Genomic DNA, 24,304 nt, shown 5'->3' on the forward strand with positions numbered 1-24,304 from the left:
TTCGGGATGTGGAGTGTTTAAGTGCATGCCAAAACCTCCGAGGGTGGGATCCCCCCTATTTCCAGGAAACCATCTCCACCCCACCCCGGGACACCCCCAACCCCCACCTGTGGAAAACCCAGCCACCTCCGGAAAACCCGGGCGTCACCGACACACCCCGACCTATCCCGCCCCGATCCGCTCCGGCCCATCCCCTCCCGACCCACCCCGACCTATCCCGTCCCGGCCTCCTCCTGATCCGATCCGCTCCGGTCCATCCCGCCGCACTCCACCCCACCCCGCCTCTCCCGACCCACCCCACCCCGCCTCTCCCGACCCACCCCGCCCCGGCATTCACCACCCCGGGACACCGAGGCGTAGGGACTCCGTTAGCGTTCGCGCCCCGCCCGCATGGAAACCGTTAGGACGCGCTCCGTCCGCTTTCGCGGGGGCTTGCATGGGTTCGGGGTCCTTCGGGACCCGCGTCCTCCGCCCTGGAGGACGCACCCGTCCCCGCCTTCCCTGGAGTTCCACCGTGCTCGACGCCGTCTACCTCCTCGGCGCCCTCGCCGTGTTCGCGCTCGTGGGCGTGATCGGCCGGGGGGTCGAGAAGCTGTGATCGTCCTCGACCTCCTGGCCGCCGCGCTCGCGGTGGCCGCGATCGCCTACCTCGTGTGCGCCCTCGTCAGACCGGAGTGGTTCTGATGACGGTGCTCCTCGCGGCCCTGCCCGTCGTCGCCCTCGCCCTGATCCTGGCCCTGCTGTACCGCCCCGTGGGCGACTACACGGCCCGGGTCTTCACCTCGCCCGAGGACCTGCGGGTCGAGCGCGGGTTCTACCGACTGGTCGGCGTGGACCCCCGCTCCGAGCAGTCCTGGCCCGCCTACCTGCGCGCCGTGCTCGCCTTCTCGGCGGTGGGCCTGGTCCTGCTCTACCTGCTCCAGCGCCTCCAACACGTCCTGCCCCACGCGCTGGGCCTGCCGCCGGTCCCCGAGGGGCTGGCCTTCAACACGGCCGCCTCGTTCGTGACCAACACCAACTGGCAGTCCTACTCGCCGGAGATGACCCTGGGCTACACCGTCCAGTTCGCCGGGCTCGCCGTCCAGAACTTCGTGTCGGCGAGCACGGGGATCGCCGTCGCCGTCGCACTTGTCCGCGGCTTCGCCCGCCGCCGCTCGGGCACGATCGGCAACTTCTGGGTGGACCTGACCCGCGGCACGCTGCGCATCCTGCTCCCCGTCTCCCTGCTGGCCGCACTGGTGCTCGTCGCGGGCGGCGTGGTGCAGAACCTCAACGGCTTCACCGAGGCCACCACCCTCACCGGCGCCACCCAGACCGTCCCCGGCGGCCCGGTCGCCTCCCAGGAGGCCATCAAGATCCTGGGCACGAACGGCGGCGGGTTCTTCAACGCCAACTCGGCGCACCCCTTCGAGAACCCGGCGCCCTGGACCAGCCTGTTCCAGGTCCTGCTCATGCTGATCATCCCGTTCTCCCTTCCGCGCGCCTTCGGGCGGATGGTGGGCAGCCACCGGCAGGGCTACGCGATCCTCGCCGCCATGGCCGTCCTGTTCACCGCCTCCCTGACCGCGCTCACCCTCCTGGAGGCCCACGGCGCGGGCACGGCGCCCGAGGCGGCCGGGGGCGCCTGGGAGGGCAAGGAGCAGCGGTTCGGCGTGTACGCCTCCACCCTGTTCGGTTCGGCGAGCACGCTGACCTCGACCGGCGCGGTGAACTCGATGTTCGACTCCTACACCGCGCTGGGCGGCATGATGCCCATGGTCAACATGATGCTCGGCGAGGTCGCGCCGGGCGGTGTGGGCTCGGGCCTGTACGGGATGCTCGTGCTGGCCGTCCTGGCGGTGTTCGTCGGCGGCCTGCTGGTCGGGCGCACCCCCGAGTACCTGGGCAAGAAGCTCGGGCCGCGGGAGATCAAGCTCGCCAGCCTGTACATCCTGGTCACCCCGACCCTGGTGCTGGCCGGTACGGCGCTGAGCTTCGCCGTCCCCGCCGTGCGCGCCGACGTCGTGGCCACCTCCCTCCTCAACACCGGCCCGCACGGGCTCTCGGAGGTGCTGTACGCGTTCACGTCGGCCTCCAACAACAACGGCTCCGCCTTCGCGGGGCTGACCGCCGACACCCCCTGGTTCAACACCGCCCTGGGCGTGGCCATGCTGTTGGGCCGGTTCGTGCCGGTCGTGTTCGTCCTGGCCCTGGCGGGTTCCCTCGCCGCCCAGGACAGGGTGCCCGCCACACCGGGGACCCTGCCCACCCACCGGCCGCAGTTCGTCGGCCTGCTCGTGGGCGTCACCGTCCTGGTGACCGCCCTGACCTACTTCCCCGTTCTCGCGCTGGGCCCCCTGGCGGAAGGACTGTGAGCACCGTGTCCCTGACAACGCACGCCCCCGACACCGACCGGCCGACCGACGACGGTCCCGCCACGAGGAACGCCCGGCGGGCCTTCGGCCCCCGTCAGCTCGCCGCGGCCCTGCCCGGCGCGCTGCGCAAGCTCGACCCCGGGTCGATGCGGCACAACCCCGTCATGTTCGTCGTCGAGGCGGGTGCGGCGCTCACCACCGTCCTGGCGGTCGCCGAGCCCTTCCTCGGCGGCCCCGAGCCCTCCGGCGGCTCCCCGGTCCCGGCCGGGTTCACCGCCGCCATCGCCGTCTGGCTGTGGCTGACGGTCCTGTTCGCGAACGTGGCCGAGTCGGTGGCCGAGGGGCGTGGCAAGGCCCAGGCCGACAGCCTGCGCCGCACGCGCACCAGCACCACGGCCAACCGGGTCCGCGACTACGACCCCGCGGCCGGCCCCTCCGCCGAGCACGCGGTGACGGACCCGGTCGCCTCCTCCGAGCTGGCCCTCGGCGACGTCGTGGTGGTCTCGGCCGGTGAACTCGTCCCCGGCGACGGCGACGTCGTCTGGGGTATCGCCTCGGTGGACGAGTCGGCGATCACCGGCGAGTCGGCCCCCGTGGTCCGCGAGTCCGGCGGCGACCGCAGCGCCGTGACCGGCGGCACCCGGGTGCTCTCGGACCGGATCGTGGTGCGCGTCACCTCCCGGCCGGGGGAGACCTTCGTGGACCGGATGATCTCCCTGGTCGAGGGCGCCTCGCGCCAGCGCACCCCCAACGAGATCGCGCTCAACATCCTGCTGGCGAGCCTGTCGGTCGTCTTCGTGGTCGTCGCTCTCACCCTGAGCCCGATCGCCGCCCACGTCGGCGCGCCGGTGAGTGTGCCCGTCCTGGTCGCCCTCCTGGTGTGCCTCATCCCCACCACCATCGGCGCCCTGCTCTCGGCCGTGGGCATCGCCGGAATGGACCGGCTCGTGCGCCGCAACGTCCTGGCCGTGTCCGGCCGGGCGGTGGAGGCCGCCGGGGACGTGAGCACCCTGCTGCTCGACAAGACCGGCACCATCACCCACGGCAACCGCAGGGCGAGCGCGTTCCTGCCCCTGGAGGGCGTGCCCGAGGCGGACCTGGTCCGCGCCGCCGCCCTGTCCTCCCTGGCCGACCCCACGCCCGAGGGAACCTCCGTCGTGGAGCTGGCCGCCGCGCGGGGGGCCGACGTCGGCCCGGCGGTCCGGGGCGAGGTCGTGCCCTTCACCGCCCAGACGCGGATGAGCGGCCTTGACCTGCCCGACGGCACCCGCATCCGCAAGGGGGCCGCCTCGGCGGTCACCGCGTGGGTCGATGAGGAGGGTCCGGTCGGCGCCGTGGTGCGCACCGACCTGGAGGCGCTGGTCGCCGACGTCTCGCAGGGCGGGGGCACCCCGTTGGCCGTCGCCGTGCGCGAACCCGGGGGAGGGGCCCGCGTCCTCGGGGTGGTCCACCTCAAGGACGTGGTCAAGGAGGGCATCGCCGAACGGTTCGCCGAACTCAGGGCGATGGGCATCCGCACCGTCATGGTCACCGGCGACAACCCGCTGACGGCCCGGGCGATCGCCGCAGAGGCCGGGGTGGACGACTTCCTCGCCGAGGCCGCCCCCGAGGACAAGCTCGCCCTCATCCGCCGCGAGCAGGAGGGCGGCGCCCTCGTCGCGATGACCGGCGACGGCACCAACGACGCCCCGGCCCTGGCCCAGGCGGACGTGGGCGTGGCGATGAACACCGGTACCTCCGCCGCCAAGGAGGCCGGGAACATGGTCGACCTGGACTCGGACCCGACCAAGCTCATCGACGTCGTGCGGATCGGCAAGCAGCTGCTCATGACCCGCGGCGCCCTGACCACCTTCTCCATCGCCAACGACGTCGCCAAGTACTTCGCCGTCATCCCCGCGCTGTTCGCGGGCGCCTTCCCCGGCCTGGCCGCGCTCAACGTCATGGGGCTGGGTTCTCCGGCCTCGGCCATCATGTCCGCGGTCGTGTTCAACGCGCTCGTCATCGTCGTCCTGATCCCGCTCGCCCTGCGCGGCGTGCGCCACCGGCCGCTGAGCGCGTCCCGCGTCCTGAGCCGCAACCTGCTCCTCTACGGCCTGGGCGGCGTGGTCGCCCCCTTCGCCGGCATCGCACTGATCGACCGCGTCGTCAGCCTCCTCCCCGGATTCTGACGCGCTCCCACGGGAGGCAACACCCACCATGAGCTCCACACGCGCCATCCTGCGCCAGTTCGGCGCCGCCCTCCGTGCGGTGCTGGTCCTGACCCTCGTGCTCGGCCTGGCCTACCCGCTGGCTGTCACGCTCCTGGCCCAGACCCTCATGCCCGCCCGCGCCGACGGCTCGCTGCTGCGCGCGCCGGACGGGACGGTCGTGGGGTCCGCGCTGATCGGCCAGTCCTTCACCGGCGCCGACGGCCGTCCCCTGCCCGAGTGGTTCCAGTCCCGGCCCTCGGCCGCCGGGGACGGCCACGACGCCGGGGCCTCCGGCGGCGGCAACCTGGGCCCGGAGAACCCCGAGCTCGTCGCGGCGGTCGAGGAGCGCCGGGAGGCGGTCGCCGCCTTCGAGGGAGTGGATCCCGACCGCGTCCCGGTGGACGCCCTGACCGCGTCCGCCTCGGGTCTGGACCCCCACATCAGCCCCGAGTACGCCCTGTTCCAGGTGCCGCGGGTGGCCGAGGCGCGCGGCCTTCCCGAGGGGGAGCTGCGGGCCCTGGTCGGGCGTAGTATCGAAGGCCGGGACCTGGGCTTCCTCGGCGAGGAGAGGGTCAACGTCCTGGAGTTGAACATCGCGCTCGACCGGTGGGGAAGCTGATGGGGCGGGGACGGCTGCGGGTCTTCCTCGGGGCGGCCCCGGGAGTGGGCAAGACCCACACCATGCTGGAGGAGGGCAGGCGCCTGCGCGACGAGGGCCGCGACGTGGTGGTCGCCATCGTGGAGACACACGGACGCGAGGCGGTCGCCGCCCTGCTCGACGGGATGGAGACCGTCCCCCGCACGGCGGTCTCCCACCGGGGCGTGGGCCTGACGGAGATGGATCTGGACGCCGTCCTGGCCAGGCGGCCGCAGGTCGCCCTGGTCGACGAGTTCGCCCACACCAACGCCCCCGGCGCGCGCCACGGCAAGCGCTGGGAGGACGTGGCGCGGCTGTGCGCCGCGGGCGTGGACGTCATCACCACCGTCAACATCCAGCACATCGAGTCCCTCAACGACGTGGTCCAGCGCATCACCGGGGCGCCCCAGCGCGAGACCGTCCCGGACCGGGTGCTGCGCGCGGCCGACCAGATCGAGCTGGTCGACCTCGCGCCCCAGGCCCTGCGCGACCGGCTCGCGGCGGGCCGGGTCTACCCGGCCGAGCGCATCGACGCCGCCCTGTCGAACTACTTCCGCCTGGGTAACCTCACCGCGCTGCGCGAACTGGCCCTGCTCTGGCTGGCCGACGAGGTCGACAGCGCGCTGATGGACTACCGGGCCGAACACCGCATCGACAGCACCTGGGAGGCGCGCGAGCGCGTCGTGGTCGCCCTCACCGGCGGCCCCGAGGGGGAGACGCTGCTGCGCCGGGGCGCGCGCATCGCCGCCCGTTCGGGCAGCGGCGAACTCCTGGCCCTGCACGTCAGCGGCCAGGAGGGCCTGCGCGACGCCCGTCCCGAGGCGCTCGCCGCCCAGCGCGTCCTGACCGAGCGGCTGGGGGGAACCTTCCACCAGGTGGTCGGCGACGACATCCCCCGCTCGCTGGTGGAGTTCGCCCGCGCGGTCAACGCCACGCAGCTGGTCATCGGCATCAGCCGCCGCGGCCGCCTCCTCACCGCGCTCACCGGGCCCGGGGTCGGTGCGACCGTCATCCGCGAGTCGGGCCCCATCGACGTGCACATGGTCAACCACGCCGCGGCCGCCAGGGGGCTGGCCCTGCCGCGCCTGGGCGGGGCGCTCAGCCTGCGGCGCCGCCTGGCCGGGTTCGCGCTCTCGCTCGTGGCGGGACCGCTCCTGACCTGGATGCTGGCGGCCGAGCGCAGCCCGGAGGCGCTGGTCGCGGACGTGCTGACCTACCAGCTGCTGGTGGTGGTCGTGGCGCTGGTCGGCGGCATCTGGCCCGCGCTCTACACCGCCGTGATGTCGGCCGTGACGCTGGACCTGCTGTTCATCGAACCGGTGCTGCAGATCAGGATCGACCACCCCGTGCACCTGGGCGCCCTGCTCCTGTACGCCCTCAACGCGGTCCTGGTCAGCTACGTCGTCGACCAGGCCGCGCGCCGCACCCGCGCCGCCCAGCGGGCCGGGGCCGAGTTCGAGCTGCTCGCCACCGTCGCGGGCAGCGTCCTGCGCGGCCAGGACGCCCTCAGGGCCCTGGTCGGCCGCACCCGCGAGGCCTTCGCCCTGGACGCGGTGCGGCTGTGCTCGGACGGTGCGGTCCTCAGCTCCGCGGGCGAGGCCCCGCCCGGCGCCGAACCCACGGTCGTGGCCGTGGGCGAGCGCGCCAGCCTCGAACTCCACGGCGCCGACCTCGGCGCCTCCGAGCGGCGGCTCCTGGAGGTGATCGCCACCCAGATCGACGCGGCCCTCGAACACCAGGACCTGCGCGCCACCGCCAGCGAGGTGGGCCCGCTCGCCGAGAACGACCAGGTCAGGAGCGCCCTGCTCTCCGCGGTCAGCCACGACCTGCGCCGTCCGCTGGCCGCCGTGACCACCGCGGTCAGCAGCCTGCGCCTGTCCGGGGTGGACTGGTCGCCCGGCGACCGCGACGAACTGCTCGCCACGGCCGAGGAGAGCCTGGCCACGCTCACCGCCCTGGTCACCGACCTGCTGGACGTCAGCAGGCTCCAGGCGGGCGTGCTGGCGGTCTCCGCCCACGACACCGACGTGGACGAGGTGATCCTGCCCGCCCTGGACGAGCTGGGCCTGGGCCCGGCCGACGTGGACCTGGAACTGGACCCCGACCTGCCAGCCGTGCGCGCCGACGCCGGACTGCTCCAGCGGGCCATCGTCAACCTCCTGGCCAACGCCGTGCGCTTCTCCCCGCCGGGGCGCCGGGCCCGCGTGGCCACCAGCGCCTTCGGCGCAGCCGCCCAGATCCGGGTGATCGACCACGGTCCGGGCGTCTCCCCGGACCGCCTCGACCAGCTCTTCGTCCCCTTCCAGAGGCTGGGCGACACCGACAACACCACGGGCCTGGGCCTGGGGCTGGCGCTGTCCCGGGGGTTCGTGGAGGGGATGGGCGGGCGGCTCACCGCCGAGGACACCCCCGGAGGCGGGCTGACCATGGTCATCTCCCTGCCCCTGGCCGAGCGCCCCGCCCCGGGGGAGGACGCGTGAAGATCCTCGTCGCCGACGACGACCCGCAGATCCTGCGCGCCCTCAGGGTGACCCTGCGCGCCCGCGGATACGACATCGTGGTCGCCACCAACGGCGCCGACGCCCTCAACGCCGCCGTCGACCAGCGCCCGGACCTGTACGTGATCGACCTGGGCATGCCGCACCTGGACGGGGTGGAGGTCATCGGGGGGCTGCGCGGCTGGACCAGCGCCCCGATCCTCGTCGTCTCCGGGCGCACCGACTCCGTGGACAAGGTCCAGGCGCTCGACGCGGGCGCCGACGACTACGTCACCAAGCCCTTCGCCATCGACGAGTTCCTGGCGCGGGTGCGGGCCCTGACCCGCCGCGGCGCGGGCGGCGACGCCGAACCGCTCGTCGGGCTGGGGGAGCTGACCGTGGACCTGTCGGCCAGGACCGTGACCCGCGAGGGCGGTTCGGGCGCGGAGGGCGTGCGGCTGACCCCCACCGAGTGGCGCATCCTGGAGATCCTCATGCGCCACGCCGGGAAGCTCGTCACACGCCAGAGGCTGCTGGCGGACGTGTGGGGGTCCGAGCACGTCACCGACACCGGTTACCTGCGCCTGTACGTCTCCCAGTTGCGCAAGAAGCTCGAACCCGATCCCAAGGCGCCGCGGTTCCTCATCACCGAGCCCGGTATGGGGTACCGTTTCCAGCCCCCCGGATGACAAACGCCGCACGCGTGGTTCATCGTTGTGTTGAGCGGCCGTGGACCCGGAGGACCGGGCACCCGAGCCGAGGAGGCCGTGCCACGGGGCACGCCGCGGAAGAAGGAAGTGAGAACGATGGGTTTCGGGGCACGTGAGATCCTGATCCTCCTGGTCATCGCGCTACTGCTGTTCGGAGCCAAGAAGCTCCCGGACCTGGCGCGCTCCCTGGGCCGCAGTGCCCGCATCCTCAAGGCCGAGACCAAGGGCATGCACGACGACGCCGACGGCGCGCGGCCCGCCGAGCCGGAGCGGGCCGCCGCGCAGCCCCAGCCCCAGCCCCAGCAGCCGGTCGCGCAGCCGACGCTGGAGGGCAGGATCATGACCGCCGAGGAGTACGGCGCCGCGCGGCCCCACACCGCCGGGAGCTGAGGCCGTCTCGCGGGCCCGGGGGCGGGCCCTTCCTCCGGGGTGCGCGGGTGCGCGATCCGGCATGACCGAAATCCGGGGCCTTCGGCGGGAGCGGCGGGGCGCCGCACGGGGCCGTCAGAAACCTGGTGGCCGGCTGGTGCGGCGGCGGGGCCGGTGTGGGTAGTGTGACCCATCAGGTACCCCGGCCGGGCCCGCGGTCCGGTCCGGGAAGCCCGTAGCCACACCGCCGTGCGCCGTTCCCGCCCCCGTGGCCGACGGGAGACGAGCGCACCGGGCACGGCGCGCTCCGGCGCACCCCGCGCCCCCGTTCCCGCTAGGACTCCCATGCCCCCACACATCGCCCTCCTGGTCAACCCCAACTCCGGGCGGCGCCGCGCGGCCGTCGTCGCGGTACGCCTCAAGGAGGCGCTGCGCGAGGCGGGAGCCAGAGTGCACGTCTACACCGGCCGCTCGGCCGCCGACAGCCGCCGCATGGCCCGCCTGGCCGCCTCCGACCGGCCCGACGCGCTCGTGGCCGTGGGCGGGGACGGGCTCGTCCACCAGGCCCTGCAGGCGGTGGTGGGCACCGGGGTCCCCCTGGCGGTGGTCCCCACCGGGACCGGCAACGACATCGCCCGCGCCTTCGGCCGCCCGAGAGGGTCGGCCGGGGACGTGGCCGAGGCGGTCCTGCGGGGGCGCACCCGCCCCGCGGACGCCGTGCGCCTGACCCTGGCCGACGGCACGCAGCGCTACTTCCTCAGCGTCCTGGCCTGCGGCTTCGACGCCCGGGTCAACGAGCGCGTCAACGGGTTCCGCCACCGGATCGGCCGCGCGGGGTACGTGGCCGGAATCCTGGCCGAGCTGCGCTCCTTCCAGCCCATCGACTACGACATCGAGGTGGACGGGCGCCGCATCGCCGAACCCGGGATGCTCGTCGCGGTCGGCAACACCAGCGCCTACGGCGGCGGCATGCACGTGTGCCCCGACGCCGTCCCCGACGACGGCCTCCTCGACGTGGTCTTCGTCCGCCAGGCCCCGATCGGCCGATTCCTGAGCGTGTTCCCCCGCGTCTTCAACGGCAGCCACACCGGCCTCGACGAGGTGGTGGTCGAACGCGGGCGCACCGTCACCATCCGCGGCGCGGCGGGCGTCGCCTACGCGGACGGCGAACGCGTCGGGGAACCGCCACTGGTCTGCGAGGTGGCCCCCAAAGCGGTCGAGATGTTGGAGCTGACCTCATAGGCTGGAGGCCATATGAGTAGTCACGCTGAGCGGTACGCCGCCTTCCGTCGGCGCCAGGGGTCCTCCAGCGCCGCAATCGAGGCCTTCCAGGGCCTCTACGGGTTCGAGTTCGACCCCTTCCAGATCCGGGCCTGCAAGGCGCTGGAGAACGGCCACGGGGTGCTGGTGGCCGCGCCGACCGGCTCCGGCAAGACCGTGGTCGGCGAGTTCGCCGTACACCTGGCCCTGGGCGAGGGCACCAAGTGCTTCTACACCACGCCCATCAAGGCGCTGTCCAACCAGAAGTACAACGACCTCGTCAAGCGCTACGGCGCCGACCAGGTCGGCCTGCTGACCGGTGACAACAGCGTCAACGGCGAGGCGCCCGTGGTGGTCATGACCACCGAGGTGCTGCGCAACATGCTCTACGAGGGCTCGTCCACCCTCGGTGGACTGGCCTACGTGGTGATGGACGAGGTGCACTACCTCGCCGACCGCTTCCGCGGCGCGGTCTGGGAGGAGGTGATCATCCACCTGCCCGAGTCGGTGCGCATGGTCGCCCTCTCGGCCACCGTCAGCAACGCCGAGGAGTTCGGCGAGTGGCTCCAGCAGGTGCGCGGCGACACCACCGTCATCGTGGACGAGAAGCGGCCCGTGCCGCTGTGGCAGCACGTGATGGTCGGCAACCGCGTCCACGACCTGTTCGTGGGCATGGAGGAGGACGCCGACCCCGGGTCCGGGGACGGGGAGGAGCGGGAGGGCTCCACCGGGCGCGCCAAGAAGCGCAGGCGCGAGCGCCGCCGCCAGGGCTGGCAGCCCCGCGAGATCGAGGTCGGCGGGCAGAAGCTGCGGATCAACCCCCGGCTGACCCGTTTCGCCGAGGAGGACTCGCGCGTCACCCAGCTGGCCAACCGGCGCCGCCACCCGCAGTCGCGGGCCCGCGGCAACGTGCGGCCGCGCTCGCGGTTCGCGCCGCCCTCGCGGCCCACCATCATCGAGGAGCTGGACGACGACGGCCTGCTGCCCGCGATCACCTTCATCTTCAGCCGGGCGGGGTGCGACGACGCCGTCCGCCAGTGCCTGGCGGCCGGGCTGGTGCTCACCACCCCGGAGGAGGCCGACGAGATCCGCGAGTACGCCGAGACGCGGTGCGCCGACATCCCGCCCGCCGACCTGGCCGTGCTCGGCTTCGAGCAGTGGCTGCGCGCCCTGGAGGCGGGCATCTCCTCCCACCACGCCGGGATGCTGCCCACCTTCAAGGAGATCGTCGAGCACCTGTTCTCGCGCGGCCTCATCCGCGCGGTGTTCGCCACCGAGACCCTGGCCCTGGGCATCAACATGCCCGCGCGCACGGTGGTCATCGAAAAACTCGACAAGTGGAACGGCGAGACCCACGCCCAGCTCACCCCCGGCGAGTACACGCAGCTCACCGGACGCGCCGGGCGGCGCGGCATCGACGTGGAGGGCCACGCGGTGGTCGTGTGGCAGGCCGGGACCGACCCCGAGTCGGTGGCCAGCCTCGCGGGCACCCGCACCTACCCCCTCAACTCCAGCTTCCAGCCCTCCTACAACATGGCGGTGAACCTGGTCGGCCAGGTCGGCCGCCAGCGCAGCCGCAACATGCTGGAGGCGTCCTTCGCCCAGTTCCAGGCCGACCGCGCCGTCGTGGGCCTGGTCAAACAGCTGCGCAAGAGCGAGGAGGCACTGGAGGGCTACGCCCAGGCGGCCGAGTGCCACCTGGGCGACTTCATGGAGTACGCCGCGCTGCGCCGCGCCCTGAGCGACCGCGAGTCCATGCTCTCCAAGAACCGTTCGGCCCGGCGCCGCGACGAGGCCCTGGAGAGCCTGGAGAAGCTGCGCACCGGCGACATCATCCGCATCCCCTCGGGCCGCTACTCCGGACACGCGGTCGTGCTGGACCCGGGGCTGCGCCACGACCTGCCCGCGCCCCTGGTGCTCACCGTGGACAAGCAGGTCAAGCGGGTCAACGCCAGCGACTTCACCGTGCCGGTACACCCCTCCGGGCGCATCCGCGTGCCCAAGTCGTTCTCGGCCAAGTCGCCGCGCTCGCGCCAGGACCTGGCCTCCACGCTGCGCAACAAGCTCAAGGAGCGCGGCACCGACCCCGTCTACGAGCGGGGCTCGCGCGACGCGGGGGAGGACTCCGAGGTGCTGCGCCTGCGCGGGGAGATGCGCCAGCACCCCTGCCACGGGTGCGCCGACCGCGAGGACCACGCCCGCTGGGCCGAACGCTACTTCCGCCTGCGCCGGGAGACCGACGGCCTGCGCCGCCGGGTGGAGGGGCGCTCGCACGTCATCTCCCGCACCTTCGACCGCGTGTGCGGGGTGCTGGACGACCTGGGGTACCTGGAGGAGGACAGCGTCTCCGACGACGGGTCGCGGCTGGCCAAGGTCTACTCCGAACTGGACCTGCTCGTGGCCGAGTGCCTGCGCCGCGGCCTGTGGAAGGGGCTGACCCCGGTCGAGCTGGCCGCCTGCGCCGCCTCTCTGGTCTACGAGGCGCGCCGGGGCGACGACGCCTACCCGCGCCTGCCCGGCGGGCGGGTGGACGAGACGCTCGCGGAGATGGTGCGCCTGTGGGGCGAGCTGTCCGAGGTCGAGTCCCGGCACCGGGTGTCGTTCCTGCGCCAGCCCGACCTGGGCTTCGTGTGGACGGCCCACCGGTGGGCGGGCGGCGACCGGCTGGACGCCATCCTGCGCCAGGCCGACATGCCCGCCGGTGACTTCGTGCGCACCGCCAAGATGCTTGTGGACATGCTCGGCCAGATCGCCGGGGCCAGCGGCGACGCCGAGGTGCGCACCACCGCGCGCAAGGCCGGTGACCTGGTGCGGCGCGGAGTGGTGGCCTACTCCTCGCTCACCTAGCGCGCCGACCGGGACCGCCGCCGGTGTGCCCGGGGTTCCGGCCTGCGGTGGCCTCGCCCCCGACGGCCCCGTCCGGTCGCCGCGCCGGGCACGTCCGGGTCCGCTCCTCCCGGGCCTGGGCACGGGCCCGGGAGGGCCGTCAACGCGGGCCCGGCGGGGGGATCTCCCCGGACCCGCGCACGACGAGCGCGGTGGGCACCCGCTCCTCGCGGGGCGGGCCGTCGTCGCCCGCGATGCGCGCGAAGAGCCGCCGCACCGCCAGGGCGCCGATGCCCATCACGTCCTGGGCGATCACGGTCACCCGGGGCGTGAGCAGGTCGGCCATGGGGAAGTCGTCGAAGCCCACCACCGCGACGCGCTCGTGCAGGCCGCGTTCCTGGAGGGCCTGGATGGCGCCGATGGTCACCAGGTTCTGGGCGGTGAACAGGGCCGTGGGCGGGTGCGCGGAGTCCAGCAGCGCACCGGTCGCCCGCGCCGCCGCGGCGGAGCCGCCCAGGCCGCACACCACGCGCCCGGGGCGCTCGGGCAGGCCCCGCTCGTCCAGGGCGGTCCGGTAGCCGGCCAGGCGCTCGCCCGCCGTGCTGACGCCGCGCTCGTGGCCCAGGAAGGCGATCTCGGTGTGCCCGTGGTCGGCCAGGTGCAGCACCGCCTCGCGGGCCCCCTCGGCGTTGGCGGCCATGACCGCGTCGGCGTCCAGGCCGCGCGGCGGGCGGTCGGCGAACACCACCGGGGTGCCGGTGCGGATCTCGCGGTGCAGGTAGGCGTGGTCGGGCGCGGCCGGGACCAGCAGGATGCCGTCCACCCGGTGCAGGGTGGCCGCCCGCACCAGCTCCAGCTCGCGTCGGGGATCCTCGTCCAGGCTCCCGGACAGGACCAGGGTGCCGTGCTCGCGGGCCACGTTCTCCACCGCCCGGCTCAGCGTGGCGGAGAAGGGGTTGGCCACGTTCTCCAGCAGCAGGGCGATCTGGCGGGTGGCGCCGTCGGTGCGGCGCAGGCTGGAGGCGGCCAGGTTCGGCCGGAAGTCCAGCTGCGCGACGGCCCGCATGACACGGTCGCGCAGCTCCTCGGAGACGGTGGAGACGTCGTTGACCACGCGCGAGACCGTCTTGACGCTCACTCCGGACAGGGCCGCGACGTCGCGCATGGTGGCCCGGCGCACCGGGTCCGCCGCGGGCCGACCGCCGTTGTGGTCCACCGCTACCAACCCCTCGTCCCGACACCGTCCGCGGCCTCCCCGGCACGGGGGCGGGGCGCCGCGCGCGGCAACCGCCCGGGGGCTCAGGGAGGTCCGGGCACGCGCGGTCCCATTGTGCCCCAGGGACCCCGGCCTGCGAGCGGGAACGCCGCAGACGCCTCCCCGTCAGCGAAGGGGGATCGGGGGCGTGCGGACGGAGGAAGGCGCCCGGGTGGCGCACGCCACACGCGGAACACCCCGGTCGCGGGCGATGTTGGACGCGATGGCGGACCCCGGTGGCCGGAGCGGCACCCGGAGGGGGTCATCATGGAGGGACACGGGACCCCTGGGCCTGTAGTTCGCAAGACACCTGAAACGAGGCTTGAGCAGTGCTGCGCACCCTCATCAACGGCAAGATCCACCGCGCCACGGTCACGCAGGCCGACCTGCACTACGTCGGGTCGGTCACGATCGACGCCGACCTGATGGACGCCGCCGACATCGTCGACGGCGAGCAGGTCCACATCGTCGACATCGACAACGGCGCCCGGCTGGTCACCTACGCGATCACCGGCGAACGCGGTACCGGCGTCATCGGCATCAACGGCGCCGCCGCCCGGCTGGTCAGCCCGGGCGACCTGGTCATCATCATCTCCTACGCCCAGCTCACCGAGGCCGAGCGTGCCGAGCACGTCCAGCACATCGTGCACGTGGACCGCGACAACAGGATCATCTCCCTGGGCGAGGACCCGGCCGAGCCGGTGCCGGGCAGCGCGCTGGTCTCCGGGCGCTGAACCCGGGCCGACCGAACCCGGTTCTCCCCACCCGGAGCGCCGGACCCGGCCCCGCCCGCCGGACTCCCACGGTGCCCGCGCCGACGCCCCCCGCGTCGGGGCGGGCACCGTCTCCGTACGGGGGTGTCCTCGCAGGCGGTACGGGCCTCCGGGGCGGCGGTGCGGCGCCCGCGCGGTTCCCGGACCCGCTTTCGTGCGGCCGAAACCTCCGAAGCGGGGGACCGAATCCCGTGTTCGGCAAGGGTCGCAGGTCACTGGTGCCGTGGCCGGTTCCGGCCTGATCACCCCCGCCCGTGCCGGGTATGTCCTCCATCGGCATGGACAGGACTGGGGAGCAGGAACAGCGCCGGATCGCCGAACACATCGAGTGGCAGAAGCAGGGTGCGTGGGTGGTCCTGTGGGGTCCCTACACCCGCTGTTTCTGGGCGTTCGCGTGCTGGCCGGTGATCCCCGCGGGCGGTGTCGTCATCAGCGCGCGCGACCCGCACACCCTGTACTCGGAGATGCGCTACGTCGAGCGTGAGCACGACTACCTGCGGTGGCGCTACGGACGTCACTGAGCGGCGTCCGCCAGGAGCGGTGTTTATGACATGGCAGACATAACACGCTTCTGACTAGGATTCCTCCGTTAGTAGGACCAAACAGAGGACGCACGCGTGTCGACACACACCGCTCAGCCAGGGGACGCCCTCACCGAGTCCGAACGGGCCCGGCTCCAGCGGCGTACCGTCCTGGTCCTCATGCTCGCCCAGGTGGTCGGGGGCGTGGGCATGGGCGCGATGATCGCGGTGGGCGCGCTCATCGCCCTCGAACTCACCGGCTCCGACACCTGGTCCGGCATGGCCACCACCATGATCACCCTGGGCGCCGCGGTGTTCGCCCTGCCCCTGGCCTCGCTGGCAGCCCGGCGCGGCCGCCGACCCGGCCTCGCGCTGGGCTGGATGCTCGGCGCGCTCGGCGGCACCGTCGTCATCGCCGCCACGGTGCTGGAGGCGTTCGCGCTCTTCCTCGTCGGCATGGTCCTGGTCGGCGCCGGGACCGCCACCAACCTCCAGGCGCGGCACGCCGCCGCCGACCTGGCCTCCGAGCGCAGCCGCGGCCGGGACCTGTCGATCGTGGTCTGGGCGACCACCGTCGGTTCGGTGGCGGGCCCCAACCTCACCGGCCCCGGCGCGCGCGTGGCCGACCTGTTCGGCCTGCCCGCCCTGCTGGGCCCGGTGCTGTTCACCACCACCGGGTTCGTCCTGGGCGGACTGCTGATCCTCGCCCTGCTGCGCCCGGACCCGCTGCGCGCGGCCACCGCGAACCGCCCCTCCGGCGGCGCGGCCCCCTCCGGAGCCCGGCTGTCCGTGGCCGGGGCGCTGCGGGTGGTCGCGGCCAGCCCGGGGGCGCTGCTCGCGGTGGTCGGCATCGTGGCCAGCCACACCGTGATGGTCGCGGTCATGACCATGACGCCGGTGCACATGTCGCACCACGGCGCGGCGCTGACCGTGATCGGCCTGACGATCTCCCTGCACATCGCCGGCATGTACGCCCTGTCGCCGGTGGTGGGATGGCTCACCGACCGGTTCGGGCGGGTGCCCGTGCTGCTGGCCGGTCAGGGGATCCTGGTCGCCGCCGCGGTGGTGGCGGGCACGGCCGGGCACGACGAGGCCAGGGTGACGGTCGGTCTGGTGCTGCTGGGGCTGGGGTGGTCGTTCGGGCTGGTGTCCGGGACGGCGCTGCTGGCGGAGTCCCTGGCGGCGGACGTGCGCCCCCGCGTGCAGGGTGTGAGCGACCTGGTGATGAACCTGGGCGGCGCGGCGGCGGGCGCCCTGTCGGGTGTGGTGCTGGCCCAGGCGGGCTTCGGCGGCCTCAACCTGTTCGCGGCCGTGTTCACCGTGCCGGTGTTCGTGCTCGCCGTGCGCGCCCGGCTGGCCAGGGCGGACCGGCGGGAGCGGACCGGGCAAGCGCGCTGACCGCCGGTCGGCCTGTCGCCGCCGAGTGCGGTGACCGGGCTCCACGGCCCCTGTCGTGCGCCCTTTGCCCGGGCCTTACCGAAAACGCCCCGTGACCTCCCCGCGCGGGCCCGCCCCCGCGGTTACCGTGCAGGCGTGAGGCGCCCGACGGCGGTGAGCCGGCGGGTGGACCGCGCTGACATGAGGGGTGTTCTCAGTGTCCGATCGGGAGTCCGAGGGTGTGCCGCCGGAGCAGTCGGGACAGCGCCCGGACCCGGTGAACCACCGTCCGCCGGAGGAGTGGCGTCCCGGCGACGCCGGTGACCCGATCGAGGGCGGGCCGCAGCCGCCGGGGGAGCCGCCGCACCGCTTCCCCCACCGGGAGACGCCGCCCGGGGAGGACCAGCCCGCGAGAGGCGGAGAAGACGGGTCCCCGCACGGCCCCCAGGACGCGCCGCCTCCTGCCGGAGCCGACGGAGGTCCCCGGGACCCGCTCGCGCCGCCCGGGGAGGACCAGTCCCCGCGCGGCCGTCACGAGAGCCCTCCCCCGACGGGAGCCCACGCCTACGGGGAACCCCCGGCCGGGCGCGCCCCCGGAGACGTCCCCCCGGGCGGGCACCCGACGGGCGCGCCGCCCGAACCGGTGACCGGTGAGCTCTCCGAGGGGCCCAACGGTCCCGGCCAGGCAGGATACGAACACGCGGGCTACGCCCCCGGATACGGGGAGTCGGACGGGCCCGCGCCCGGCGCGGGCGGTCAGCCCCCCGGCGGGCCTCCGGGCGACTTCAGCTCCGGTCAGGGGCCGGGCTACGCCGCGGCGGGCGGCTACCCCTCGGGTCAGGGGCCGGGGTACGCGCCGGGGCGGACCGGCGGTTACGGGCAGGCCTACGGTTACGGGCCGGGGCCCGGCGCGGGCCAGGGCTACCCGCCCCAGGGCGGCTACGGGCCGCCGGAGACCAGCCCCACCCCGTGGGGGAAGATCCTCGGCATCGGCTGCGGGGTCCTGCTGCTGCTGATGTTCGTCATCGCCGGGTGCACGACCGTCGCCCTGTTCGCGGCGGCCCACAGGCAGCCCCCGGCGCAGGAGACCGAGTCCCGGCAGGAGGGCGGCGAGGCGGCCGGGCCCCGGGTCGAGCTCACCGCCTCACCCGCCGACTTCGACCCCGGGCCGCTCTACACCGAGGGCGACTACACCAGCGTGGACGTGTCGGTGACGAACACCGGCCAGGAGGACATCGAGGTCAACCCGCTCTACTTCCGGGTCGTGGACGCCCGGGGCGGCCAGCACAGCACCTCCGAGGCCGTCGGCATGGACGCCGACGAGATCGGTGCGCGCACGCTCGCCCCCGGGCAGAGCGTCTCGGGGGTCATCACGGTGGAGGGCGACGTGGACCCCGAGACGGTGGTCTTCTCCCCGTTCTTCGGCGAACCGGTGGAGGTGCCGGTCAGCTGACCGGCGGCGCCGGGGGAGGGGCTCAGGGGGCCAGCGCCGGGTCGCGCAGCCACTCCGACAGGTCCTGCTGGCGCTCGCCGTCGCACTTGAGCGGGCACGTGGTGCAGTACCCGTGCTCCGGGTCGCCCTTGTAGTCGAAGCAGCAGGTGCCCCGCACCGCCCAGGTCCCGCGGGGGTGGTCGGGGGCGAACGGGAACAGGCGCGGACGCCTGCGGGTCACCGCGCCCGCCGCGACCACCGCGTCGCCCAGGCGGGTGGCCAGCTCCCAGGCCTGTCGGGGATCGCGGCCCAGGTAGCGGGCCGGGTTGAGCATGTAGAAGTGCAGGGTGTCGAGCACCCAGCCCCACAGCGTGCGCTTGCCCGAGCGCGTGTGCCCGTGCAGGGCGTCGATGATCGGCTCGAACGTGGCGAACAGGGCCTCGGCGGCCATCCGCAGCTGGGCGTCCTCGTCCTCGGCGACCACGGTGTCGGGGTGGCCGACGGCGGGATCGTCCGGCAGGACCGCGGTCCGCGTGCCGACCGAGGCGGGTGTGCCGAAGCGCGCCAGCCCGGAGTCCCAGGGCAGGTAGAGGGTGTCCGGGCTCAGCAGCGGGGCGCGCCCGGTCAGGTACAGCGAGGCCGAGACCAGGAAGATGGGCTCGCGCAGGGTCACCCGCAGGAAGTTCGTGGCGGCGGGGAGGCGGTGGCCGGGGCCGTGCTCGCTGCGGAGGCGGTCGTACAGGACCGGCAGCCAGCCGTCCTCGGCCATGGCGCCCGCCTGGTGCCAGTGCACGCGGCCGCGGGGAACGGCGGAGAGCTCCTCGAAGGAGAGCAGGTCGGGCAGGGGCGCGAACTTCAGCGGCGCGCAGGCGTCGCGGAACGCGTCGAGCGGGTCTGGTGTCACCGCTGTACCTGCCCTTCGTCGCACGATGTCGTCATGTCCGGGGGTCGTGTGAGTGCAGTGACCTTCGGGGGACGAGTACATCTGCGCCTCTTAAGTGAGGCTACCCTAACGAACGTGTGTGCCGCAATGATCATCGGATTATCCCCTAACCGAAACGCGGGCAAAAGATGCAGGTCCGGGCGGTTTTCTCCGGATACGGGCCGGGGGTGGTGTAGGTCACCGGTGCCGTTTCCGCTGGCTCTGTGGTGTGACGCAGGTGCCTGAAGGGACGGCAGAGACAGACTCACACGTCCCTCCAGTCCCACGCGGGGACGGTGCCGAACGCGGACGCCCGGGGCCGCGCACACCGCCCGGGCGCGGCCGAGCGGGGCGCGGGCCTGGGCCGGTCGCGGGCCTGGACCGGTCGCACACGCCGCGGGCACGGGGAGGCGCCGGGGCCGTCGGAGGCGGACACACGGAAGGGGCCCTTCCCGCGGTCGGGTCGCGGGGAAGGGCCCCTGTGGAGGGTTCAGGCCGCGGCGCGCGGGCGCCGTCCGCGCGGGCGGCGGTACTTGAGCCACCACTCCACCAGCAGCAGCGGCACGATCCAGGACAGGAAGGCGTTGGCCGGGGCGATGGCCAGCCCCAGCGCCTCGGCGTCGCCGCCGTAATCGCTCTCCAGCCGGGGCAGGTGCGCCATGACCAGCACGACGGTGAGCACCCGGCTGAACGCGATGCCGTAGACGAGGGCGAAGCTGCGCAGCATCCACTCGCGGTGCGGGGCGAAGCGGCGCCGACGCGCCATCCGGTACCCGATGACGGTGAAGGACAGCCACAGGAGGGCCCAGATGACGTTGCTGATCTGGACGCTGGTGCCGAAGTGGCTGAGCGGGGCGATGAGCAGGCCGGGGACGCCCACGAGCGGGATTCCGGCCAGGACGTAGACACGGCCGCTCCAGCGGTGGACGGCCGGGTGGCGGGCGCGCAGCCACGGCCATACCTGGAGGATCACCAGCAGCGTCAGCAGGGAGCCGCCGAAGACGTGGGTGACCAGCACCGGGTAGTACCAGGCGACCTCCTCGGGGACGCCCACGCGCGCCTGGGCGGGGTCCAGGCCGAGGTAGGGCGGTAGGGCGTAGACCAGGAAGGTCGCGCTGAACAGGGCCAGGGGCAGGATCCAGGGGCGCTGCCACCAGCGGGGGCCGGGGCGCTGGGCGGTCCGCTCCGGAGGGGCGGCGGTCGCGGTCATGTCGGTCGTTCCTCTGCGGGAGACGGGTTACGGGGAGGGGACCGCGGTGCGGGGCCGGGCTCGCGGGTGAGGGGGCGGGGCCGTGTGTCGTGTGCGCCTTGCGGGCGGCTCCGCCTCCGTGGGAGCCGCCCGGGGCCGTGGGTGCCGGGCCATCGGGCCGGGGCCGAGTGTCGGCCGGGTGGGTTTGGAGCGTCCGGTCGGAGCGTCCGGGCCACCGGGCCGGGGCCGGGCTCGCGGCCGGGCCGGGCCGTTCGGGTCAGCGGCTGAGCCGCCGGAAGCGGCGCACGGCCAGCGGGGTGACCAGGAGCATGACGGCCACCGGCAGGGCCACGGCCACGAGCAGCGCGTTCTCCGCGGGCCAGGCGTCCGAGGGCAGGGACGGGTTGCCGAACAGGTCGCGGGTGGCGGTGACCACCGCCGACAGCGGGTTCCACTCGGCGACCGGGGCCAGCCAGGAGGGCATGGCCTCGGACGGGATGAAACTCGTCGAGAGCATGCTGAGCGGGAACGTCAGCGGGTAGACGATCATGCTCACGGAGTCGGCCGTGGGCAGCACCAGACCCAGCAGCACCCCGAGCCACACCAGGGCCAGCCTGAAGAGCAGCAGCACGCCGACGGCGGCCAGGGCTCCGGAGAGCCCCTCCCCGGCGCGCCAGCCCATCGCGACCCCGACCAGGAGCAGCAGGGCCACCTCCAGGCAGGCGCGCGCCATGTCCGCCAGGGCGCGGGCGCCGAGCAGGGCCGCGGGGGACATGGGCATGGACCGGAAGCGGCTCATCACGTCGCGGGCGGTGTCGCGGGCGATCCCGGAGGCGGTGCCGCCGATGCCGTAGAGCATGACCATCGCCAGCATCGCCGGGACCAGGAACTCGCGGTAGTTCTCCGTGCCCGGGGGCGCCATCACGTCACCGAACACGTAGCCGAACAGGAGCACCACCACCACCGGCATGGTGATCGCGATGGCCGGTTCGAAGGGGTCGCGGACCATGTGCCGGAAGTTGCGGCGGGTCAGCACCAGGGTGTCGGCCCCCGCCTTGCGCAGGCGCTGGGCCCGGGTGAGCCGGCGCGGGGGCAGGCTCCCGTGGGTCAGCGGGCGCGGGGCGGCCGAGGGGGCGGTGGCGGCGGTCATCGGGACGCCTCCTGAGGGGCTTGGCAGGCGCCGTCGTGGCCGGCGGCGGTCGTTCCGGTCAGGCCGAGGAAGACCTCGTCCAGGCTCGGGCGGCGGACGCCGACGTCCTCCACCCGCAGGCCGGAGCCGTCCAGGGCGCGCACGGCCCGGGTCAGCGCCTCCATGCGGTCCTCGGCCGGAACGCTGACGCGCTGCTCGTCGCGGTGCACGCTGGCCCGCGCGGACACGGCCGCGCCCAGGAGCCGCGCGGCGGCGTCCAGGTCGGCGGGGTCGCGCACGACCACGTCGAGGCGGTCGCCGCCCACCTGAGACTTGAGGGAGTCGGGGGTGCCCTCGGCGATGACGCGGCCGTGGTCGATGACGGCGACGGCGTCGGCGAGCTGGTCGGCCTCCTCCAGGTACTGGGTGGTGAGCAGCACGGTCGTTCCGGAGGCGGTCAGGGCGCGCACCGACTCCCAGACCTGGAGGCGGCTGCGGGGGTCCAGCCCGGTGGTGGGCTCGTCCAGGAACAGGACGCCGGGCTCCTGGATGAGGCTGACGGCCAGGTCCAGGCGGCGGCGCATCCCGCCGGAGTAACCGTCGGCGCGGCGGTCGGCGGCCTCGACGAGGTCGAAGCGCTCCAGCAGGGCTCGGGCGCGCTCGTCGGCGTCCCGGGGGGTGAGGCCGTACAGGCGGCCGAACATGACGAGGTTCTCGCGCCCGGTGAGGAGTTCGTCGACCGAGGCGTACTGGCCGGTCAGGCCGATCTCGGCGCGCACGCGGTCGGCCTGGGTGAGCACGTCGTACCCGGCGACGCGGGCCTGCCCTGAGTCGGGGCGCAGCAGGGTGGCCAGGACGCGCACGGCGGTGGTCTTGCCCGCGCCGTTGGGGCCGAGCAGGCCGAAGACGGTCCCGGCCCCGACGTTCAGGTCGAGGCCGTCCAGGGCGCGGGTGGCGCCGTAGCTCTTGTGCAGCCCCTCGGCGCTGATGGCCGGGGTCGTGTGGGACATGGCAGTGTGCTCCATAAACTGTTTATGTCATACATGTATTAGTGTAAGTAATACACAGATCTAGGATGGTGTCAACGATGCAGTCGACGACGGGTGGGGTATGACGGCCGAGCACCGGGGGACGAACCGGATGGAGCGGGAGGTCGAGCTCCTGTGGGGGCTGCGCCAGCCCGAACCGCGGAGGGGACCCAAGCCCCGGCTCAGCCGGGAGGCGGTGGTGGCGGCGGCGGTCGCCCTCGCCGACGCCGAGGGCCTGGAGGCCGTGTCCATGCAGCGGGTGGCCAAGGAGCTGGGCTACACCACGATGTCGCTGTACCGGTACGTGGACAGCAAGGAGGACATGCTCGTCCTCATGAGCGACGCGGCCATGGACGGCAACCCGCCCCCGCCGCGCGAGGACGGGGACTGGCGGACCGGCGTGGAGGAGTGGGTCCGCGGGTTGGTCGCGATGTACCGCCGCCACCCGTGGGCGGTCTACCTCTCCCTGAACGGGCCGCCCAGCGGGCCCAACGGACTGCGCTGGATGGAGGCGGGGCTGCGGGAGGTCTCCCGGTCCGGCCTGGACCTCGGCTGGTCGCTCCAGATGCTGACGATGCTCTCCGCCGTCCAGCGCGAGACGGTCCGCATCGAGCTGGACATCAGCCGAGCGGCCCGGGCGGCGGGCGGCACGATGGCCGACACCGGCCGTGACTACAGCAGGGGCCTGCGCCGGGTCGTCACCGCGGAGGAGTTCCCCACCATCACCCGGCTGCTCCGGGAAGGGGTCCTGGAGGAGCCGTCGGACACCGCGGGGGAGGACGCGGGCGGGCCCGCGGAGGACCTGGACTTCTCCGTCCGCCGGATCCTGGACGGCATCGAGGTCTACGTGGAGCGCCGGCGCGCCGAGGGGGAACGGGAAGACCCCGCGGGCGCGGGGGAGTGAGTGTCGGCGTCCACCCCGTCCCGGCTGTCCCGAGTCGAACGGTCCTGAGAGTCGAGACGGCCCCGGACGCGGGGGAGCGGCGGAACCGGAGAGGCCGCGAACGCGCGCGGGTGCTAGCTTGCTGTGCCGTGACGGAACACCAGGAACAGACCAGGGCGGGCTACGACGGGGTCGTGGAGCTGTACGCGTCGATGTTCGCCGACCGGCTGGAGACGCAGCCGTTCTCGCGCAACATGATCGGCACCTTCGCCGAGCTGGTACGCGCGACGGGGAACCCGCGGGCGGCCGACGTCGGCTGCGGTCCCGGGCACCTGACGGCCATGCTGTGCGAGCTGGGGCTGGACGCCCGCGGGTTCGACCTCTCCCCGGGCATGGTGGAGCACGCCCGGCGGGCCCGTCCGGCGCTGCGGTTCGACGAGGCGCGGATGGAGGCGCTGCCGGTCGGGGACGGCGCGCTCGGCGGCGTGCTGGCCCACTACTCGATGATCCACACCCCGCCCGGGGAGCTGCCCGCGCTGCTCGCCGAGCAGGTGCGCGTCCTGGCGCCGGGGGGCCTGCTCCTGGCCTCGTTCTTCGCGACGGAGGGACCGGAGCCGGTCCGCTTCGACCACAGGGTGGCGCCCGCCTACAGCTGGCCGGTGGACCGGTTCGCGGAGCTGCTGACCGGGGCAGGGCTGGTGGTGTTCGCCCGGCTGCTCCACGACCCGGCCTCCGAGCGGGGCTTCCTGGACGCCCACGTGCTGGCGCGTCTGCCTTAGGGCGTCCGCCAGCAGGTGCCGGGCGCGTACTGGACGGAACCCGCCGGTGTGGCGCGCGTGCCTCTGACCCGCGTCTTGGCGAGGTGGGACCGTCGAACCTCGCTGTAAGTACGAGATCGCAGCGAAAGGGGAGCGCACCCCGGCCGCCGGGGCGCGTGCGGTACCGCTGGGCACGTGCGGTACCGCAGGGTGCG

Annotated in this window: 21 protein-coding genes; 16 read left to right on the forward strand and 5 right to left on the reverse strand. The window is 73.9% G+C overall.

What is annotated here, in order from left to right; translation table 11 throughout:
* The first annotated feature begins 436 nt into the window (after positions 1 to 436).
* From G011_RS31775 to G011_RS0114880, 10 genes are all read left to right on the forward strand, one after another.
* On the forward strand, positions 437 to 598 hold the full coding sequence (locus G011_RS31775; protein WP_155979779.1) for a hypothetical protein: 162 nt from the start codon (positions 437 to 439) through the stop codon (positions 596 to 598).
* A complete protein-coding gene (locus G011_RS31160) occupies positions 595 to 684 on the forward strand; it encodes a potassium-transporting ATPase subunit F (protein ID WP_017564843.1) in 90 nt (29 codons plus the stop codon). Before G011_RS31775 ends, G011_RS31160 begins: the two co-directional genes overlap by 4 nt.
* A complete protein-coding gene (gene kdpA, locus G011_RS0114845; protein ID WP_019609169.1) occupies positions 684 to 2,354 on the forward strand; it encodes a potassium-transporting ATPase subunit KdpA in 1,671 nt (556 codons plus the stop codon). The genes G011_RS31160 and kdpA overlap by 1 nt, the downstream gene beginning before the upstream one ends.
* Complete coding sequence (gene kdpB / locus G011_RS0114850) at positions 2,351 to 4,522, forward strand: potassium-transporting ATPase subunit KdpB (protein WP_019609170.1); 2,172 nt, start codon at positions 2,351 to 2,353, stop codon at positions 4,520 to 4,522. The genes kdpA and kdpB overlap by 4 nt, the downstream gene beginning before the upstream one ends.
* Before the next feature lie 28 nt (positions 4,523 to 4,550).
* Positions 4,551 to 5,162, forward strand: a complete 612-nt coding sequence (gene kdpC, locus G011_RS0114855) for a potassium-transporting ATPase subunit KdpC (protein WP_019609171.1) — start codon at positions 4,551 to 4,553, stop codon at positions 5,160 to 5,162.
* Positions 5,162 to 7,660: an ATP-binding protein gene (locus G011_RS0114860; protein WP_019609172.1), complete on the forward strand. Its 2,499-nt coding sequence runs from the start codon at positions 5,162 to 5,164 to the stop codon at positions 7,658 to 7,660. The genes kdpC and G011_RS0114860 overlap by 1 nt, the downstream gene beginning before the upstream one ends.
* Positions 7,657 to 8,346, forward strand: a complete 690-nt coding sequence (locus tag G011_RS0114865) for a response regulator (protein ID WP_019609173.1) — start codon at positions 7,657 to 7,659, stop codon at positions 8,344 to 8,346. The genes G011_RS0114860 and G011_RS0114865 overlap by 4 nt, the downstream gene beginning before the upstream one ends.
* A 117-nt stretch (positions 8,347 to 8,463) precedes the next feature.
* Positions 8,464 to 8,757 carry a Sec-independent protein translocase subunit TatA gene (gene tatA, locus G011_RS0114870; RefSeq protein ID WP_019609174.1) on the forward strand — a complete coding sequence of 98 codons (294 nt, stop codon included), beginning with the start codon at positions 8,464 to 8,466 and terminating at the stop codon, positions 8,755 to 8,757.
* 324 nt (positions 8,758 to 9,081) lie between these two features.
* Complete coding sequence (locus G011_RS0114875; protein WP_019609175.1) at positions 9,082 to 9,978, forward strand: diacylglycerol kinase family protein; 897 nt, start codon at positions 9,082 to 9,084, stop codon at positions 9,976 to 9,978.
* Between the two features lie 12 nt (positions 9,979 to 9,990).
* Positions 9,991 to 12,843, forward strand: a complete 2,853-nt coding sequence (locus G011_RS0114880; RefSeq protein ID WP_019609176.1) for an RNA helicase — start codon at positions 9,991 to 9,993, stop codon at positions 12,841 to 12,843.
* A 139-nt stretch (positions 12,844 to 12,982) separates the two neighbouring features.
* On the opposite strand, the gene G011_RS0114885 is transcribed toward G011_RS0114880, so the two are convergent.
* Positions 12,983 to 13,987 (reverse strand): LacI family DNA-binding transcriptional regulator, encoded by a 1,005-nt coding sequence (locus tag G011_RS0114885; protein ID WP_051104371.1) that lies wholly within the window; start codon positions 13,985 to 13,987, stop codon positions 12,983 to 12,985.
* A gap of 419 nt (positions 13,988 to 14,406) precedes the next feature.
* Here G011_RS0114885 and panD point away from each other — a divergent pair, with 419 nt between their 5' ends.
* From panD to G011_RS0114910, 4 genes are all read left to right on the forward strand, one after another.
* On the forward strand, positions 14,407 to 14,811 hold the full coding sequence (gene panD, locus G011_RS0114890; protein WP_013152555.1) for an aspartate 1-decarboxylase: 405 nt from the start codon (positions 14,407 to 14,409) through the stop codon (positions 14,809 to 14,811).
* A 302-nt stretch (positions 14,812 to 15,113) separates the two neighbouring features.
* Positions 15,114 to 15,371, forward strand: coding sequence for a hypothetical protein (locus G011_RS0114895; RefSeq protein ID WP_013152556.1), 258 nt, complete (start codon positions 15,114 to 15,116; stop codon positions 15,369 to 15,371).
* A 96-nt stretch (positions 15,372 to 15,467) separates the two neighbouring features.
* The gene (locus G011_RS0114900; RefSeq protein ID WP_019609178.1) at positions 15,468 to 16,769 is read left to right on the forward strand and encodes an MFS transporter; all 1,302 of its coding nucleotides are present in this window, start codon (positions 15,468 to 15,470) and stop codon (positions 16,767 to 16,769) included.
* Between the two features lie 622 nt (positions 16,770 to 17,391).
* Positions 17,392 to 18,201, forward strand: coding sequence for a DUF4352 domain-containing protein (locus G011_RS0114910; RefSeq protein WP_019609180.1), 810 nt, complete (start codon positions 17,392 to 17,394; stop codon positions 18,199 to 18,201).
* A gap of 22 nt (positions 18,202 to 18,223) precedes the next feature.
* Here G011_RS0114910 and G011_RS0114915 read toward each other — a convergent pair whose 3' ends face one another.
* The 4 genes from G011_RS0114915 to G011_RS0114930 all read right to left on the reverse strand — a co-directional run bounded on the left by G011_RS0114915 (position 18,224) and on the right by G011_RS0114930 (position 22,430).
* Positions 18,224 to 19,084, reverse strand: a complete 861-nt coding sequence (locus tag G011_RS0114915) for a (2Fe-2S)-binding protein (RefSeq protein ID WP_013152559.1) — start codon at positions 19,082 to 19,084, stop codon at positions 18,224 to 18,226.
* A 508-nt stretch (positions 19,085 to 19,592) separates the two neighbouring features.
* Positions 19,593 to 20,312: a DUF2306 domain-containing protein gene (locus G011_RS0114920; RefSeq protein WP_019609181.1), complete on the reverse strand. Its 720-nt coding sequence runs from the start codon at positions 20,310 to 20,312 to the stop codon at positions 19,593 to 19,595.
* Between the two features lie 256 nt (positions 20,313 to 20,568).
* Positions 20,569 to 21,441, reverse strand: coding sequence for an ABC transporter permease (locus G011_RS0114925; protein WP_019609182.1), 873 nt, complete (start codon positions 21,439 to 21,441; stop codon positions 20,569 to 20,571).
* Positions 21,438 to 22,430 carry an ATP-binding cassette domain-containing protein gene (locus tag G011_RS0114930; RefSeq protein WP_019609183.1) on the reverse strand — a complete coding sequence of 331 codons (993 nt, stop codon included), beginning with the start codon at positions 22,428 to 22,430 and terminating at the stop codon, positions 21,438 to 21,440. Before G011_RS0114930 ends, G011_RS0114925 begins: the two co-directional genes overlap by 4 nt.
* Before the next feature lie 100 nt (positions 22,431 to 22,530).
* On the opposite strand from G011_RS0114930, the gene G011_RS0114935 reads away from it, so the two are divergent.
* Together G011_RS0114935 and G011_RS0114940 are read left to right on the forward strand one after the other, a co-directional pair.
* On the forward strand, positions 22,531 to 23,352 hold the full coding sequence (locus G011_RS0114935) for a TetR/AcrR family transcriptional regulator (RefSeq protein WP_019609184.1): 822 nt from the start codon (positions 22,531 to 22,533) through the stop codon (positions 23,350 to 23,352).
* Between the two features lie 128 nt (positions 23,353 to 23,480).
* The gene (locus tag G011_RS0114940; protein ID WP_019609185.1) at positions 23,481 to 24,110 is read left to right on the forward strand and encodes a class I SAM-dependent methyltransferase; all 630 of its coding nucleotides are present in this window, start codon (positions 23,481 to 23,483) and stop codon (positions 24,108 to 24,110) included.
* Positions 24,111 to 24,304: the final 194 nt, after the last annotated feature.

The sequence above is a fragment of the Nocardiopsis sp. CNS-639 genome (assembly GCF_000381685.1).
GTDB classification, from domain to species: Bacteria; Actinomycetota; Actinomycetes; order Streptosporangiales; family Streptosporangiaceae; genus Nocardiopsis; species Nocardiopsis dassonvillei.